We start from the raw sequence: 18,982 nt of genomic DNA, 5'->3' as shown, positions 1-18,982 counted from the left end.
AAATTGATGTTTCTTTTTAATCTCTGAAGTCTATTTTGAGTATTTGATGATGATGTTTGGTTTTTCTATTGAACCAAGCAAAAAACCACTATAAATTATTAGCGAATTTTATTTTTAATAACTTTATACTTGATATGGATTTATAAATGCATCAATATCCGACTTTAACAACACAGGATTAGCTCCTTCATTTTGAGCGACCATTGCCCCAACGGCACAAGCAAAATCTATGGCCTCTTGGGGGTTCACCTTATTAAGCAGTTGACTTATTAAAGCACCTAAAAAAGAATCACCAGCACCTACAGTATCAATTACTTTTATTAAAAAGCCACTATTGTAATAAAGTTTATCATTGTATAATAACACCGCTCCGTGGTGTCCTTTAGTCACACAAATATGTTTCGTATTTGTTTTGTTAGAAATGTACATTAAGTTTTGCTCTAATGAATTATACTTAGACCCCATTACCTTGCTCACTTCATAAAGTTCATCATCATTGAATTTTATAAAATCTGCGTTGTTCATTAAATGAACCAACACCTCTTTAGTGTAGTATGGCGACCTTAAATTAAGGTCAAAAATTTTGTATTTGGCAAGTTCTATGAGCTTGTACAATGTGCCTCTGGAACTTTCGTCCCTTGCTGCAAGGCTTCCAAAAACAAAAGCATCCGAATTTTTAACAGCGGCTTTGTTTATTTCTGTTAACCTTATTTTATCCCAAGCCCTTGGATATTTAATATCATAAGAAGCTGACCCTTTTTCATTCAGCATGACTTTTACTTTACCTGTTTTGTACTCATTATGTACTTGAATACAACTGGCATCAATGCCTACATCCTTAATATATTGAAGCAATTCAGCGCCACTTTTACCTTGACCTATAGCGCTAATCATTGTAACATTATTCCCTAATGCTTGCAATCTATTAGCAACATTTAAAGGCGCTCCACCTATTTTTTTATGAGTAGGAAATACATCCCACAACACTTCTCCAAAACACGTTATTTTAGACATATTATTTCATCTGTTTATTATTCTTGTTTTTAATTGACAGATAGAACACCCTTAACAATCATTCTCGTATGTGCGAATACTATCCTCTTGGGTGTTTCATTTGAAAGTTTAAGAGGGTGTTTAATTAAACACCCTCTTAATTTAAAAAAAACCAACTCAAAAAACTAAAAAAATTTTATAATTAAAATTAATATCCAGGGTTTTGCTTATATAAGCCTCCTGTAAAATCAATCTCTCTTTGTGGAATTGGGTAATACTCATCGCGTCCTGCAGTAAACTGAGCATTAGCAAGAAAATCTTTTCTTGTTTTTTCAACTGACAAATATGCATTAAGTACAGGCTCTGCCATGCCCCATCTTACTAAATCAAAGAATCTTGGTCCTTCCATACCAAACTCCAATCTTCTTTCAAACATTAACGCTTTAAACGCATCTGCTTTAGACATTCCCATGGGGTACATCCCAACATTATATACATTTGAAGCCCCTGCATCAATTTGTCTTTGAGTACTTGCTGCTGCACGTGTTCTAATTTGATTAATAATTGTGACACCAGCATCAACTTGATTTAATTGAATTAATGCTTCTGCTTTAAACAATAACACATCGGCATAACGTATAAAATCAACATTTTTAGAAGTGCCTACAAAGGGGCCTTCTTTTACGTAGCATGAACAATCTGGTGCTTGTTGCTCTTTCATATTCCCAAAATAACCATACACCCCTGGGTCTCTTGCCCAAGTGAAATTGTAAATCATATCTCCTGATGTATTTACTGTATTTCGGTATTTAAACGGACGACCAGGTATTCCAACGGTATGATCAATTCTTGGATCTAAAGTAATTCCAGGCGCTAAAGGTGTTTCACCATTGCCATCAACAACATTAAAAATATTGCTATTATTAAACGTATCTAATAAAGGCAACCCAGTAATAATATCGGTTTTGAATGCATTTACCATATTATGACTCGCTAAGTGAAAACCACAGCAACCATATAACCCAGTTCCGTGAGGCGAATTTAATCCTGTAACAAAACTTACCCTACTTACTACTGTTCCGTCGTTTATTGAAAACTGTGCAGCCCAAATAGATTCTGAACCATTATCAAATCCATCTAAAAAATTATTTCCATAGTCTGCTTCTAAAGCTCCTGTAACGTCATCGGCATAATCAATCACTTCTTGTAATCTTATTGCATTGATATTAGTTACCTGATGTGTATCGTTTTGCTCATAAGCTTGATACAAACGCAACTTGGCTAAATAAGCTGCTGCTGCATTTTTATCGGCTCTACCAACTTGATCTTGAGCTTGTGGTAAATTGTTGTATGCAAATAAGAAATCATCAGCAATGGTATTCCATAAAGCATCATTCTCAACATCATTCGAAATTTGTAAAAGTTCTTCTTGAGACAAACCTTCGGTTATGTAAGGTATTTTTTTGAATAACAATTTAAGTATGAAATGAGAATGTGCTCTTAAAAAACGTAGTTCAGCTTGTCTTAAAGTTTTGTCTGCATAATCTGCATCAGGAATCTCATTGATTACTGATAATGCAAAATTAGCTCTAGATATGGCTTTGTAATAGTTTGTCCAAGTTCTTGGCCCCATCCAGTCTGATGGATCGTCTGCAATAGTTAAGTTGTATTGTTCGTAACGATCAATAATATCAACGTCTCCGCGACCACCACCACCTTTATAGGCGTCATCAGATCGTACACTTCCAAATACCCACATATGCGTTAATGGACCAACCATTTCATCGTTAGCAATACCAGCATAAGCAGCTACCACAAGTGCTTCAGCATTTTCTGCAGTTGCCACGTTTTCATTAGACAATACCCCTTCTGGTTCGTATTCTAAAAAATCTTTGGAACAACTTACAACAACAAACGCTGCCATAATTCCAAATAAAAATGTTTTTATATTTTTCATGTTTTTCAATTTTTAAAAGTTTATGTTTAGCCCAAGTGACAGTGTTGTTGGAACAGGAATATTATCTACATTAGTTCGCTCTGGGTCTGCACCTATATAATCTTTTGGTGTAAACCAAAATAAGTTTTCACCTTGAAAGTAAAGTCTCAATCCTGTCATTCCAGCCCATTTGCTTATCATTTCTTCGGGGAACGAATAACCTAATTGTAAGTTTCTAATTTTGAAATAAGAATTTTTTCTGAATAAATAATCGGAAGTCCTTAAATCATTAAACGCTAATGACAAAGATGGAATTGAAGACCCTGTGTTGTTAGGGGTCCATGCATCTAACACGCCAAGTCCAGCATTCTCTCTACCTTGTACAAAATTATTCCAGAATATGTAAGGGTCTTGTCCTATTCTTCCAGCTACCCCTGACCCAAATACAGAAAGATCAAAGTTCTTGTAGTTTAAATCAATACGAATACCATACTCTAAGTCTGGCAACGTTGTTCCTAAAAAGTCTCTATCTTCTGGACCTATGCTACCATTACCATCTAAATCTTGGAATTTTAAACCTCCAGGTCTAGCAGCAATTTGTGTGGGACTTGCATCGATATCTGCTTGACTTTGAAATAACCCTGCTGTTCTATAACCGAAAATTGAGAATTGAGAATGACCAATAATAGAATTATCTACAGTACCAGGATAAGATGATACTACCTCTTCTGGTAATTGAGTAATCTCGTCTTTAAAAGCGCCGAAATTAGTAGATACCGTCATGGACAGACCGTTATTGAACGTTTTAGAATATCCTAAAGATAATTCCCAACCTTTGGTTTCTGTTGTGGCTCCATTTAATACTCTTTGTTGCCCTTCACCAACTACTGATGCAATTGGTGGCGTTGTTAAGATATCACTAGTTTCTCTCGTAAAATAATCAAAAGACCCTACCACATTATTATTAAATAACGTAAAATCAACACCAAGATTCAATTCCTTTGTGGTTTCCCATTTTAATGCCGAATTTGCTGCCTGTATAGAAACAAAGCCAGAAGGTAAGTTACCTGTATTGATACCAGACAAATCATAAGCAGTTCCTACATTATAATAGATATTAAAAAAGTCTGGAACGAATTGATTTTGGTTTGGTCCATATCTAGATTCAAATAAACCAAAACGAGCTACATCTCCAATTGATTGGTTACCTACTTCTCCGTAACCCGCTCTAAATTTTAATGAGCTTACAATATCATTATCTTTCCAAAACTCTTCATTATCAATTCTCCAACCAACTGTAACCGCTGGAAAAATCCCATATCTATTATCTGCACCAAATCTTGATGACCCATCTCTACGTAGTGTTAAAGATGCTAAATACCTGTCTTGAAATGCATAGTTTAATTTACCAAACTGTGACAACAATCTACTTCCGGTTGATGACCCACTATTTGTACGTGCCCCTGTTGCAGCATTTAACTGGAAAAAAGATTCTGTTTCCACTGCAAAAGTATTTGCTGAGGCATTAACACTTGCAAAATCATCTTTTATTGATTCTGCACCTAATAAAACACCTATTTTATGGTCATCACCAAGTTCTAATTGATAGTTCAATGTATTAGTAAATACAAAACTTGTAAATTTATTAGTGTTTTCTATAAGTCTATTATCACCTCGTGTTATAAACCCATTGCTGACTCTTCGCTCAATATCTCTTTTTTTATAATCGCCGAAATCAAGACCTAAACTTGTTCTAAACGTTAAGTTTTCAATGATGTCAAACTCTGCATAGATATTACCAAAGATGTTTGTTCTATCCGTATTGTCCCACTTATTTAAATCCTGCATCAAAACTGGATTATTTCTATCAGAGTAACCGGCTCCTAATGGCCCTGCATAATTTCCATTAGCATCATATACTGGTATAGTAGGTGCCAAAGTAATGCCCAGACCTGGGGTAGGCGCACTACCAACATCTCGAGATGCTAACGTTTCATCGGAAGTTGAAAATTGTGTATTTACACCTATTCTCAGTCTATTATCAAATAAATTAAAATTAGAATTTAATTTTGCTGTAATCCTTTCATATCCTGTGAATTTTAAAATACCTGTATTTTTTAAATGCCCGATATTTAATAAATGAAATGAATTATCGGTACCACCAGAAATTGAGATTTCATTATTAGAAACATAGCCTGTTTGATAAAGTTCATCTTGCCAATCGGTGTCTCCAACGGGCACAGTTGAATCGCCACCCACAAAAGGTTGAACGGAAACACTATTTAAGACTGGATTATTAAAATCGCCATTCCAATCAAAATTATAAATCTCTCCATAACCCGCATTAGGATCTGCTCCATCGTTAACTGATGCTTGCCAAATGGCTTGACCTCTTTGTTGTGCATTTAACATATCATAGCGCTGTTTTTTCTCTGATAGCATTGACACGTTGGAATTTATAGCGACATTAAATTTTTCTCCTCCTGCTGCTTTTGCACTATTTTTTGTAGTGACAATAATAACACCATTGCCTGCTCGTGCTCCATACAATGAGGAAGCAGAAGCATCTTTTAATACTTGAACAGATTCTATGGCACTAGGATTTATACTCGAAAAAACCTCTTGTCTTACAGTTGGTACGCCGTCTATTACATAAAGCGGATCGTTGTTACCCAAAGTTGTGGCTCCACGAATTAAAATTCTATTACTAGTTCCTGTTGGGTCTCCACTCTTTTCAATAAACAACCCTGGCACCCGACCTTGTAATCCTTGTATAGCACTACCTGAACTTAAAGTAGCACCTTCAGCTGGACCTAACTCTACAACCGTAATTGCCCCCGTTACGTCTACTTTTCTTTCTCTGGAATATCCGGTAACAATAATTTCATCTAGTGCTGCAGCATCTACTAACATCACAACGTTTATTACAGAACGTCCACTAATTTCTATTAGTTGCGTTTGGAAACCTACGTAACTAAAAACTAATGTTGCATTTTCATCAACATTTTCAAGCACATAATTTCCATCAAAATCTGTAGCGGTACCTTGAGTTGTTCCCGATACGATTACCGACACACCGGGTAAAGGCATCCCATCTTCTTGGGAGGTAACAGTACCACTTACCTGTGCTTGTGCCCAGATGCTTATGAAAGCAAATACGGGCAGAAATAAAAGTTTTTTTAATTTCATAATAAATCAATTTAGTTAATATTTAGTTTGTGGATTTCAATGTTGCCAAGAACAAATTCTTGGTCATTAGGTTCAATACTTAGTTTATCGAATGGTGAGTTCGGGAAAAATATTTCTGTCATGACTGTTTCGCCATTGTCAAAAAATAGCTCTATGGATGTTTTATCGAGAATAATGGTTCCCGTTAAATCTGGATTTAATGAAGTTCTTTTAGCCTTGGAAACATGGCTAGCAAACTTTTCGGAAAAATCTGTTTTGCCGGATTTCCTTCTGTCTACAAAAAAGCTTTCATCGCTGTTATTATATCCAAAAGCTAAAGTGTCGCCTTCTTTATTGGTGAGTTTAAAAGTGAAGCCTTTATCTTTTAAATCTGAAATATTAAAATTTACTTCAGCGCTTGCTAAATCAATATCATCAGAAGCTATAATTTTTGTATCACCTTTAATAGCAACATTTTCCTTTTTATATTTTGTGCTTCTATAATTGGTTAGTTCTTTTATTGGTTTAGATAACAATCTATAACCAGTCTCATTTTTTTTAAGTTCAACTTCTCTTGCAACCGTCATGGCACTTCTCCATGTTTCGGTGGGAACATCTTGTGCATAATGCCAATTAGACATCCATCCCATGAATAGTTTTCTGCCATCGGTATCTGGTATATTTGCCCAAGTTACTCCCGCATAATTATCTCTTCCGTAATCAATCCATATCGATTTGTGTTCAGAACTATTTAAATCTTTTTCAAATGATGGGTCAATTGTAAATTGTTTACCATCAAAATCGCCCACAAAATATTGAGTAGCGCTACCTCCATTTGGGCCACCTGGATTGATACTAACCAACAACACCCATTTTATTTCATCTGTTCCTTGAACTACCATTGGAAAAAAATCCGGACATTCCCAAACACCTCCATGTGCACCTATACCATCTCCAAAATCGGATTCCAATTTCCAATCTTTTAAGTTTGATGAACTATAGAACATAATTTTTTGACCAGCCGCCAATACCATGAGCCATTTTTCGTGTATGGAATCCCAAACAATTTTTGGGTCTCTAAAATCTTTAATGTCTGGGTTTTTAATGACCGGATTACCAGAATATTTGGTAAAGGTTTGACCTTCATCTAAGGAGTATGCTATGGCCTGAGATTGATAATTTGTTTTACCTGCTTTTTCTCCCTCCACATCATGGTAAGTAAACATGGCAATTATAGGTTGTCCCCCACCTTTACCAAATCCTGAGGTATTGTTAACATCTACCACGGCACTTCCCGAAAAAATATAGCCTTTTTCATCTGGGAATATGGCTATGGGCATTTCTTTCCAAGTGACCATATCTGTACTAATAGCATGCCCCCAATGCATGGGTCCCCAAACATTTCCATCAGGGTAATGTTGAAAATATAAATGGTAATAACCGTTATAGTAAAACATACCATTAGGATCATTCATCCATGCCTCTTTAGGAGTAAAATGAAGGCTCGGACGGTATAGGTCTTCTTCCGTATAAGATACATTTACAGATTCATCAACATCTTGATTGCTTTGGACTTTATCCTTGCAACCAATCAGAAAGGATAAAGCTATAAGCATTGAAACTAGACTCGTTTTTCTTAAGGTTTTCATTTTATTTATCTTATTTAATTAGTTTTTTACTTAACACTTCTAAGGATATACCTTTGGTTTCTGGCATCATAAAAATCACAAACAGCAATTGGAGCCCCATCATAAAGGCAAAGAATAGAAAAACCATGCCTGCGCCTATTGTAGAAAACAAAACGGGAACCAAAGAAGGCACTATGGCGGCTAAAACCCAATGGACCGAACTGCCAAATGATTGCCCAGAGCCCCTTAAATGATTAGGGAATATTTCTGAAATAAACACCCAAATTACGGTACCCTGGCCAATGGCATGTGCCGCTATGAACATGAACAAAAAGATGGGGACAAAATTACCTTCCCAATGAAAGAAAAATGCCATTGAGACCAATGATAAAGATATAATGTAACCAATAGAACAGATAAACATCAATTGTTTCCTTCCTAATCTATCTATTAAAAAAATACCTAAAAGTGTAAATATCAAGTTGGTAACCCCTACCCCTATACTGCTTAAAAGTGCGGAACTTTCTTCAAGACCTGCTTCCGTTAAAATTCTGGGTGCATAATAAAGCAATGCATTGATTCCAGACAACTGATTAAAAAAAGCTATTAAGAATGCTAAGATTAACGGAAACCTATACTTCTTTAAAAAAATGTTCTCGTTGGGCACTGTATTATCCATCTCATCCTTTATCTCTAACATCAGTTTTTCTGGGTCTTGATCTGGATTGATGATTTGAAGGACGCTCTTTGCTTCACTGTTTCTAAACTTAGTAAGCAACCATCTTGGGCTTTTTGGAATTGTTAATGCAAATAGGGTGTAAATAGCGGCAGGAAATGCTTCAACGCCTAGCATCCAACGCCATGCGTTGTCTCCAATATTATTTAATAGGTAGTTGGATAAAAATGCAACAAGAATACCGAGTACAATATTGAACTGGTATAGACCTACCAGTTTACCCCGGTCTTTAGCGGGAGCTATTTCTGAAATATATGCTGGTGCCGCAATGGTTGATGCGCCTACGCCCAGTCCTCCAATAAACCTAAAGGCCGCAAATGTTATGGGGTCATTGGCCAAAGCAGATCCTATTGCGGATATGGTATACAATACGCCTATCCATATCAAGGTATTTTTGCGTCCTATTCTATTAGTGGGAATTCCACCAAAAAAGGCTCCTACAACGGTACCCCATAATGCCATACCTATTACAACTATGCCATGGAAAACATCGGAAGAACCCCATAACAGTTGTAGTTTTTTTTCAGCGCCCGAGATAACTACGGTGTCAAACCCAAATAAGAAACCTGCAAGTGCTGCAGTAATAGACCAGATTAATATCTTTCTGTTCATTGCGTGGTGTATTTAGTTTAGTGTTCACAAGATACTTTTAAAGACTGATGCCATATTTCAGATATGTATCAAAACATTCTGAAATTGTTAAGGAATCGTTAAAAATTATATAAACAACTAATTACCAGCGAATTAAATAAAATATTTTTTTTATATAAACTTTTGATGTTTAATATTGTTACATCTTCCTTTTAAAATTGTTACATGCCTATATTCAAAAAAATGTATTAATTTTAAAAAGTATCATTTCATAATAACAATTAAACTGTTCTTTGGGTAGTAAAATAAAAACACAGTGTTGTTATACTAGTAAAAACACAAAAAAAGATAAAGCTTAAACTATTATTCTCTAAAAGCTTTTGGAGATTTGTTAAATTTATTTTTGAAACTTGTAGAAAAATAATTTGGTGAGGAAAACCCTGTAGCATAAGCGATTTCAGATATCGTTAATGTTGTATCCTGTAGCATATTTTTTGCTTTTTCTAATCGTATGTTCTGAATATAATCACTAACATTTACATCCATAATGGCCTTCATTTTTCTGTAAAGCTGAATTCGAGATACATTTAGGTGGCTTGCTAAATTTTCAACAGAGAATTTAGCATTATCTATATTATCATTGATTATTTTGTTCACCTTAGAAATAAATTCTTGTTCAATCGTACCAAAATTGCTACTTACATCCATGTTATGCACATTGTTAACAAAATAATAGCGAAGTTTTTCCCTATTATAAATAAGTGTTTTTATAGATTGTGATAAAATGGCAAAACTAAATGGCTTGGTTAAATATAAATCGGCACCAGATTCCAGTCCCTTAATATAAGATTCTTTGTCATTTAAAGCCGTTAGTATAATGGTAGGGATATGGGATGTCCTTAAATCTTTCTTTAAAATGTCGCATATTTCAAAACCTGTTTTATCGGGTAGGTTTACATCGCAAATAATAATATCTGGAATAAGCCCTAAAGCCATTTCTACACCGTTGCTGCCATTGGAAACATGCACGCTGTACTCTTGTGTTAATTTGCCTTTTAAGTATTTAACCAAATCTGGATTGTCTTCAATAATTAAAATTGAATAGCGTTCATCATCATTTAAAACTGCATCTTGATTAAATATATCTTCCTCATAATCCACATTAAAACTCAACACTGCACTATCAACAACATCGGGCAGATAAATAATTTCGTCTGAACTTAAATGTGCATTTCCTTTATAAAGTGTTAAAACAAATTCTGCTCCATGTTTTGAAAACACCTCAATAGTACCCTTATGCAGATCTATAAATTCTTTTGATAAATGCAATCCAATACCAGAACTCGATTTATTGTTATTCGTGCCCTGATAAAATGCTTTAAAAACATTATTTATTTCTTGATTTGGTATACCTATGCCTGAATCTTTAAAATGTATGGTTACATAATTACTTTCAAAATCATCTTTAATATCAATGGATATTGAACCATTATTGGGGGTAAACTTAAAGGCGTTTGATAATAGATTGAAATAAACTTTGTCCATTAAATTTCTATCTAAATAAACTTTTAAGTTTTTGTTATTGCAATTAATGGAAAAACTAATGTTTCGCTTTTGCGCTTCTCTCTCAAAATCTTTGAAAACAATGTTTGAAAAATCGAAAAGATTGGTTTCAGAGGCTTTTAAAACAAACTTTCTGTCTTCAATTTTTCTAAAATCAAGTAATTGATTAATCAAACGTAATAACCGTTTGGAATTGTTATAGATTAAACCTACTTCTTGAACTAATTTGTTGTCCCTAATTAATTTATTATCGGATAAAGACTCAACGGATGATAGAATTAGTGTAATAGGCGTTTTAAATTCGTGTGATAATCCTGTGAAAAAGTTCACCTTAGCTTCATTACTGATTTTAACTTTCTCGGCTATTTTTTTTATTTGATTTCTTTGGATCGTAATTTTTTTGTTTTGCAGTTCTAATGCGCGTTTTTGCTTTTTAATATTATACCCCGAATATATGCTGTAGGCTCCCAAAAGGATACTAGTAATTAATAGTCCTAAAAGCAACTTTAAGATGTTAGTTTGCGAACTATACGTTTCCTCTTGTTTATCTATGGTACTTTGTTGTTTTAAAATATCTTGCTGTTGTTGGTTTATTTTATTGAACTGATTCCACATAATATCAGCATTACGAAAATCTATGACGGTTGTTTCCAAAAGATTGTTTTTTGGAACACTTTCACCGTTTAAAATTTTCATGGCTAATCTTATAGCTTCATCTCCCCCTGTAGGATATAATATGGTAGCCAGCAACACATTATCCTGCACTAACTTAATCCCTCCATTTTCCCCGGGCAGTCCATCAACTCCAACAAATCCTATTTTGTTGTGTAAGTTTTTTTCTTTAGCAACTTCCCACGCTCCAAGTACCATTCTATCATTGTGTGCAAATACATAATCTATATCCTCTATTTCATTTAACACTTTACCTAAACTATCTTTAATGGAATAACTCTCCCAGTTGCCCTCAATAGATTTAACAATTTCTAGATTATCATTTTTTTCTATGGTATTCTTAAACCCCATACTCCTTTCTAAAGCAGGTGAAGAACCAGATAAACCACGAATTTCTACCACTTTTTTCCTTTCGTTTGATAGCGATGCTAAATAATTTGCGGCATCTACACCTACTTGGTAGTTGTCACCTCCTAAATATGCAGTATAATTTTGTCCTTCCGTTTTTCTGTCAACAATCAAAACAGGGATTCCCTTATTAAATGCCTTTTCAACAATTGGGGTTATTGGTTGAGATTTAACGGGAGAAACAATCAAAACATCCACATCCTTAGCTATTAACTCTTCAATGTCCTGTATTTGGTTTTCAATATTATCTTCGCCATCCAAAATAATAAGTTCCACATTTGAATACAGGGACGTTTGTATTTTCATAGATTGATTCATTGCTCTTCGCCACTCATCATTAACACCTGTTTGAGCGAATCCAATAGTATATTCTTTGGTTTCAGGATTACTACATGAGAAAGAAAACAAAAGAATGAACACTGAAAAAAATCTGAAAAAAATATGGAAACGTCTAGTTTTCATTAAAAAATATGATAGTCTTAATACTTTAGAAATGATTTTGAAGGTAATGATTTCTCTAATAACAATTTACTTAGTGCTTATTTAAATGTATTAGCGCTTTTTTTAATAAATATAGCAAAAGGATATTAATAACTTTATAATGTCTTTATTTTAAAAATTCAATATTTCTCTTTAAACCAGAAAACTTAGTTCTTTTTACTGCTGAATCTTTGAATACTTTTTTAAAAACATCTTCCGTGATATCCTCCCAATCTTTTTTGGTCAGTGATAATAATTCTGGATGCGGATTAAATAACGGTTCGTTGTGGGATTTTGAAAACCGGTTCCATGGACAAACATCTTGGCACACATCGCAACCAAACATCCAATCATCCATTTTTCCTTTAAATTCGGTTGGAATGTTTTCTTTTAATTCTATGGTGAAATAGGAAATACATTTACTGCCATCCACCACATAAGGTTCTGTAATGGCTTGTGTGGGGCAAGCATCAATACAAGCAGTGCAGGTGCCACAATGGTCTGTAGTAATCGAATCATAATCCAATTCCAAATCAACTATTAATTCAGCAATAAAATAGAATGAACCGACTTGTTGGGTTAATAAATTGCTGTGCTTTCCAATCCAACCCAAACCAGATTTTGCTGCCCAAGCTTTATCCAAAACAGGTGCCGAATCGACAAAAGCTCGCCCATGCACATCACCAATTTCTTCTTGGATAAAATTTAAAAGTGATTTTAATTTGTCTTTTATCACGAAGTGATAATCGGTTCCATAGGCATATTTTGATAGTTTGTAGCTATTGGCTGTTTGCTCTTGGCTTGGATAATAATTGAGTAATAATGAAATTACACTTTTGGAATCCTCAACAAGTTTTGTTGGATCCAAGCGTTTATCAAAATGGTTTTCCATATACTGCATTTGTCCATGCATATTGTTGTTTAACCACCTTTCTAATCGCGGTGCTTCTGCTTCTAAAAAACCAGCTTTGCTAATCCCACAAGATAAAAAACCGAGGCGTTTAGCTTCGGTCTTTATTAATGTTGAATATGTTGATGCAGAGTTTGTCAATGATTTTAAATGACTAAAAATACATCTTAATTAGCAATTATTATAGCACGTTTAAAAAAAATAAAACTATTGTTTTGCTGTTTCTGGGTTGATCACTGCTGATAGCTCCCTAATGGCATTTACAGGAAACCCTCCTTTTTTAGCATGTTCATTAATCGCATCTTTATCCACAGCTTTGTAAACACAAAACACCTTATCATCAGTTACATAACTATGCAGCCATTGAATTTTTGCATTTCCCATATCATCTATTACATTAGAAGACGTTTGAGATATTCCTTTTAATTCAGCCGCACTTAAAAGGCCCGCATTTGGAATCTCTCTCTCAATAACATACGTTTTTAAAGGTTTTGATTCAATTTGTTCTGTCTTCTTTTCTTGAGCTATAGCATAATTTGTAAATAAAATTATAACTAAAAGATGTTTGATAATTGTTTTCATAGTTTGATTGTTTAAAGATTAATACATTCAATATTAAAAGTTTAAACTAAAAAAACAGATAACAAATAAACCATTAATTAATACAAATTGACCAAAATCAAGTTATAGATTTTTGAAATTATAAGGTTGAATTCCAAATCTTTTTTGAAAACATTTACTAAAATATGAGGGTGAACTAAATCCACTATCAAATGCTGTTTGGGAAATGCTACACCCTTTATTCAATAAAAAAATGGATTGTATAAGCCTATAGTTTCTAATTAAGTTGTTTGGCGAAAATCCAGTAAGTGATACACATTTTCTATAGAGGTTTGATTTGCTCATACCTATACTTTCACTGAAAAATGTTCCATCAAAATTAGGATTCAAATAAGAGCTTCTCAACACTTTCATAAGCGATTTTAACGTTTGCTCTTCTTCATTAGTAATGCATTTAAGTTCATTCTCCTTATGATAAGTTGCATTATTGGTATCTATGCATAAGTCTTTAATTAAAGGCGACAAAATAACTTTGGAGTTGGAGGCCACAAAACACAAATCTTCTGCAAATTGAATAGTACTCCCAAAAATAGAATCACTTTCTTCTACAGGTGTACCCGCGTGGAGTGTAATCTTAAAATCCAACAAATCTTTTGACTGTTTTATATTTCTATTTAGGCTTATAGCACAGTTTAATGCCTGCGAAACAGAAACAAAAGAGGCTAGATTAATGTCATTTCTAAATTTGACTTCTGTACCATTACATGACTCTACTTCTGTTTTAAAGATGTTTTTAAACTCATCTACTATTTGTCTAGCCTTATCGTTTCTTATTTTTGAATAAACAATTTGCATATCCATTGTTTTGCATATCAAAATAATTCGAAATGCAGGATCATTAAAAATTTTTACATCAGGATTGGTTAATTCTGAAAAAAAAGCAGGATCATGGATACGTCCTAAAAAGGCTTGCACAATATTGCTGTCAACTTGAATGATTTCATGCGGAATTAAGCCATGAGCTACACCATGCATTTTAATTACAGCTTCTTTATCTGGTGCTTCAATAAGGCAAAATGCCGAATCTCGCTTTTCATCTACCCAATAAGTCATACACTTACATCCATACTGATCTTGCACTTTTAAATCTTCATAATGAGCTAGAGCCGCATCTTTTGCAGTTATTCCAGGAACACTATGTAAATCCATAAAAACAGGCATCCTCCTATATTTTAAAGCATAAATATTTAAAAAATAGACAAGGTTAATTTATAGCTATTTGTGTAAACTTTCAGCGTAAGTTAAAACAACCCTCCTTGAATATTTCCTTTTATTTTGCCTAAATGTTTATAAGCTAATTCGGTGACTTCACGTCCCCGAGGTGTTCGCATGATGAAACCTTGCTGAATTAAAAACGGCTCATAAACTTCTTCAATGGTTTCGGTACTTTCACTAACAGCGGTTGCAATGGTAGAAATACCAACGGGCCCACCTTTAAACTTGTCGATGATGGTTGATAAAATTTTATTATCCATTTCATCCAAACCAAAAGCATCCACATTTAAAGCTTCCAAACCATATCTAGCAATTTTAATATCGATGCTTCCGTTGCCTTTTATCTGTGCAAAATCACGAACTCGACGTAATAACGCATTCGCAATTCGTGGTGTCCCCCTACTTCTACCTGCAATTTCAATAGCTGCTTCCATAGAAATGGGCACATTTAAAATAGTGGCACTTCGTTGCACAATCGTGGTTAAAAGTTCCGTGTTATAATACTGTAATCTGCTTTGAATTCCAAATCGGGCACGCATAGGTGCTGTTAACAATCCTGAACGTGTTGTGGCGCCAACCAACGTAAACGGATTCAAATTTATTTGAACCGAACGCGCATTAGGCCCCGATTCTATCATGATATCTATTTTGTAATCTTCCATCGCGGAATATAGATATTCTTCAACGATGGGGCTTAAACGATGAATTTCATCAATAAATAATACATCGCGTTCTTCAAGATTGGTGAGTAATCCTGCCAAATCCCCTGGCTTATCTAAAACAGGGCCAGAAGTTACTTTAATACCTACATTCAATTCGTTTGCTAGAATATGAGCCAAGGTTGTTTTTCCCAATCCCGGAGGGCCGTGAAATAAGGTATGGTCCAAAGCTTCACTACGTAAATTGGCCGCTTGAACAAAAATTTGAAGATTCTCCAACACTTGGTCCTGACCAGTAAAATCCTCAAAAGTTAAGGGTCTTAACTTTTTTTCTACATCCAATTCTTCGGGAGAAAAACTATTTTTTGTTGGGTCTAGGTTTTCGTTCATCGTTAGTTCCTGCGAAGGCAGGAATCTTTTTAATGTAAATTATACATGTGGATTCCCGTCTTCACGGGAATGACAAAAGCAAATATAAAGAAAAAGCCTTTCTATTTCTAGAAAGGCTTTTCAATATTATAAGTAATTATTCTAATTCAAAATTTTGAATTCACAACGTCTGTTAACGTCATATTCTTCTGCTTTACAAATACCTTCTTCCGTACAATTATTTAGTGGTTGCGTTTCACCGTATCCTACACTTTTTAATCGGTTTCTATCAATACCTTGACTTACCAAATATTCTAAAGTTGAAGCTGCACGCCGCTCAGACAATTTTAAATTATAGTTGTCTTTTCCATAAGCATCTGTGTGCGCAGATACTTCTACTTCCATAGTTGGATATTTTTTCATCAAATCAACCAACACATTTAAAGTTGTGGCAGCATCATCACGTATTTTAGATTTATTGGAATCGAAGTAAATTTTATCCAACTCAACTTTTAATTCTCCTTTTTCATCTTTTTTAACACGTGCTTCCGCATCGGCAAAAGATTCTAAAGTCAAGTAAATATTATGTTGAACTTTGCCTTCACTATTGGTTGAAAACTCAACATCATGAGGAATATAGGCTTTGAATGTGCCTCTAACTTTATACTTTTTATTAGGTTCAATTTTGAATAAATAATTGGCTTTTTCACCAACTATAGAATCTTGAATGACAGTTCCCGCTTCATCAAATAAAATTACCGAAGCACCTACCAATAATTCTTTACTGTTTTTATCTTGAACAATGCCTTCAACTTGGTATTTGGTTAACATGTTTTCTTCCCTAGTCAAGGTAAACAATCTATCGAAACCTGACCTGTTTGATGATACAAATCCTTTGTTATCTTTTTCTCGAATAACATAAGCAAAATCATCTAAATTACTATTTATGGTGCTTCCTAAATTAACAGGTGTATCAAAGGTGCCGTTTACCATATTGCTTCTAAAAACATCCAATCCACCAAAACCTTCATGCCCGATGGATGAAAAATATAGCACATCATAATCACTCACAAAAGGAAACTGTTCTCTTTGCTTTGTGTTTACGGTTGGTCCTAAATTTTCTGGCTCTCCATAAGTGCCATCTTCCTTAATGGCCACCTTATAAATATCAAAATTCCCAATCGTGCCTGGCATATCACTAGCAAAATAAAGCGTTTTTTCATCAGCACTTAAAGCAGGATGTTCCGTACTGTAAGCATTAGATGTGAAAGGCAATGCCGTAACGTTTGTCCAGTTTCCATCAACCAATTCAGCTTTGTAAATTTTAACATGCGCTATTTTATCTTCTTCACCCTTTTTTCGGGTTGCATTTGTTCTGTTGAAATACATGGTTTTACCATCTTTTGTGAAAACGGCATTACTTTCGTGGGAACGTGTATTAATCGCTTCTGAAAATGGCACTACATTTTCTAAAGTCCCATTAGTTGAAAGTGTGCCGCTATATAAATCTAAATAAGGTAAATCATTCCATACATAGTTAGGACTTTCCGTATTTCTTGTTGAAGCAAAAGCTACTTTATCTTCACCATAAAAAGACAATCCAAAATCGCTATATGAGTTTTCGGCTTCAACTTGTTTAAGACTGAAATTATGTGGTGTTGTTTTGGTATTATTTTCAATAAAAGCCGCAGTATTCAAATCTTTATTATAATAAATCTTTAAATATTTATCTGCTTCATCATAATTTTGAATGCCTTTTAAAGCTTGACCATATCTAAAATAATAGTCTAAATCCATAGAATCTCCATAAGTAACAAATAGCTCTCTGTAGGTTTTCACGGCCTTTTGTAGATTGGCATTATAATAATAACTATCGGCTAAGTTTTGAAGGACTTGTTGTGTGCGTTCTTTGGTTTCATAGATTTCGGCAGCTTCGTTATAAGCTCTCATTTCAAAAAGCTTATCTACGCGTTTCAAATCACCTTTTTGAGCTAATGACATTCCACTAACTAATAAAAAGCTTGCAAGTATGTATGTATTTGTTTTCATCTGTAATGTCTTTAATTTTAGAAGAATCTAGGTGAACGATCATAACCGCCTTTAAGTCCGAATAAATCAATATCAAATAAAATGAATATTTCGTGTGAGCCTGAATTATAGTTACTTAAGTTACTTGTTGTATAATCGTAAGCATAACCAATTCTAAGCTGTGGGGTTACTTTAAAATTAACCAATGCACTTACGGCATCGCCCAACCTGTAACCTAAACCAGCTTCGAGCCGTTCTTGAATTAATACATTCGCAGTTAAATCCATTGAAATGGGGGCGCCACTCACTCCTTTTGCCATGAAGGCAGGTTTAAACTTTAAGTTTTCATTGATATCAAACACATAACCTCCCGTTAAGAAATAATGCACACTTTCAACCCCTGTAGCTTTAATGCCATTTTCATTTTCCAAATGTTTCGTAGATAACATGTTTGGAGCTGACAAACCTATATAATAGTTATCTGAAAAGTAAAAAGCACCAATTCCTAAATTAGGGAATGTTCTACTCATGTTTTCGTTGAAAGCAATATCCGTTCCTGGGCTACCAGATTGTAAATTAATTCCGTCGAAATTAGTATCAAAGATGGTAAATCCAGCTTTTAAACCAAAAGACAATTTGCTCTTTAAACCAACTGGCAATACATAAGCAAAATCTGCATAGATATTATTTTCATTGACAATATCACCAATATTATCGTTGGTGAAAGATATGCCCAACTCAATTTTATCATTAACTGGTGTATGGGCAAAAAAGGTTCCTGTTTTTGGAGCACCTTCAAAGCCTACCCACTGCGTTCTGTATAATCCACCCAAGTTTAAAATGCCTTCATCGGCCGTTGCATAAGCGGGATTGATAACACTCATGTTGTACATATATTGAGTGAATTGTGGGTCTTGCTGCGCAAAGCTTTGTAGTGATAAGAATGCCAAACTTATTAGAGCAGCTATTTTATGATATATATTTAAATTTTTCATCGTTTCTAAA

At 34.3% G+C, this 18,982-nt stretch carries 12 protein-coding genes; all 12 read right to left on the bottom strand.

Annotated elements, in window-relative coordinates; genetic code table 11:
- Positions 1–123: 123 nt before the first annotated feature.
- The 12 genes from CDH49_RS04155 to CDH49_RS04100 all read right to left on the bottom strand — a co-directional run bounded on the left by CDH49_RS04155 (position 124) and on the right by CDH49_RS04100 (position 18,972).
- On the bottom strand, positions 124–1,014 hold the full coding sequence (locus CDH49_RS04155; protein ID WP_100614124.1) for a carbohydrate kinase family protein: 891 nt from the start codon (positions 1,012–1,014) through the stop codon (positions 124–126).
- 187 nt (positions 1,015–1,201) lie between these two features.
- The gene (locus tag CDH49_RS04150) at positions 1,202–2,950 is read right to left on the bottom strand and encodes a RagB/SusD family nutrient uptake outer membrane protein (RefSeq protein ID WP_100614123.1); all 1,749 of its coding nucleotides are present in this window, start codon (positions 2,948–2,950) and stop codon (positions 1,202–1,204) included.
- 12 nt (positions 2,951–2,962) lie between these two features.
- The gene (locus tag CDH49_RS04145; RefSeq protein WP_100614122.1) at positions 2,963–6,118 is read right to left on the bottom strand and encodes a SusC/RagA family TonB-linked outer membrane protein; all 3,156 of its coding nucleotides are present in this window, start codon (positions 6,116–6,118) and stop codon (positions 2,963–2,965) included.
- A gap of 11 nt (positions 6,119–6,129) precedes the next feature.
- On the bottom strand, positions 6,130–7,746 hold the full coding sequence (locus CDH49_RS04140; RefSeq protein ID WP_100614121.1) for a glycoside hydrolase family 32 protein: 1,617 nt from the start codon (positions 7,744–7,746) through the stop codon (positions 6,130–6,132).
- Positions 7,747–7,756: 10 nt separating this feature from the next.
- Positions 7,757–9,073, bottom strand: a complete 1,317-nt coding sequence (locus CDH49_RS04135; RefSeq protein ID WP_100614120.1) for a sugar porter family MFS transporter — start codon at positions 9,071–9,073, stop codon at positions 7,757–7,759.
- A 342-nt stretch (positions 9,074–9,415) separates the two neighbouring features.
- Positions 9,416–12,157 (bottom strand): substrate-binding domain-containing protein, encoded by a 2,742-nt coding sequence (locus tag CDH49_RS04130; protein WP_100614119.1) that lies wholly within the window; start codon positions 12,155–12,157, stop codon positions 9,416–9,418.
- Between the two features lie 145 nt (positions 12,158–12,302).
- On the bottom strand, positions 12,303–13,226 hold the full coding sequence (gene queG, locus CDH49_RS04125) for a tRNA epoxyqueuosine(34) reductase QueG (RefSeq protein ID WP_100614118.1): 924 nt from the start codon (positions 13,224–13,226) through the stop codon (positions 12,303–12,305).
- 66 nt (positions 13,227–13,292) lie between these two features.
- Positions 13,293–13,667, bottom strand: a complete 375-nt coding sequence (locus tag CDH49_RS04120) for a DUF4242 domain-containing protein (protein ID WP_100614117.1) — start codon at positions 13,665–13,667, stop codon at positions 13,293–13,295.
- A gap of 102 nt (positions 13,668–13,769) precedes the next feature.
- Complete coding sequence (locus CDH49_RS04115) at positions 13,770–14,867, bottom strand: nickel-binding protein (RefSeq protein ID WP_100614116.1); 1,098 nt, start codon at positions 14,865–14,867, stop codon at positions 13,770–13,772.
- An 80-nt stretch (positions 14,868–14,947) separates the two neighbouring features.
- Positions 14,948–15,970: a Holliday junction branch migration DNA helicase RuvB gene (gene ruvB / locus CDH49_RS04110; RefSeq protein ID WP_100614115.1), complete on the bottom strand. Its 1,023-nt coding sequence runs from the start codon at positions 15,968–15,970 to the stop codon at positions 14,948–14,950.
- Positions 15,971–16,111: 141 nt separating this feature from the next.
- Entirely contained in the window at positions 16,112–17,998 is a 1,887-nt protein-coding gene (locus tag CDH49_RS04105) for an OmpA family protein (RefSeq protein WP_100614114.1), read from the bottom strand.
- Positions 17,999–18,015: 17 nt separating this feature from the next.
- Positions 18,016–18,972 carry a PorP/SprF family type IX secretion system membrane protein gene (locus CDH49_RS04100; protein ID WP_100614113.1) on the bottom strand — a complete coding sequence of 319 codons (957 nt, stop codon included), beginning with the start codon at positions 18,970–18,972 and terminating at the stop codon, positions 18,016–18,018.
- Positions 18,973–18,982: the final 10 nt, after the last annotated feature.

Origin of the sequence: Confluentibacter citreus, assembly GCF_002807055.1 — a bacterium.
Classification (GTDB): Bacteria; Bacteroidota; Bacteroidia; order Flavobacteriales; family Flavobacteriaceae; genus Confluentibacter; species Confluentibacter citreus.
This window is presented reverse-complemented; position numbering and strand designations above follow the sequence as displayed.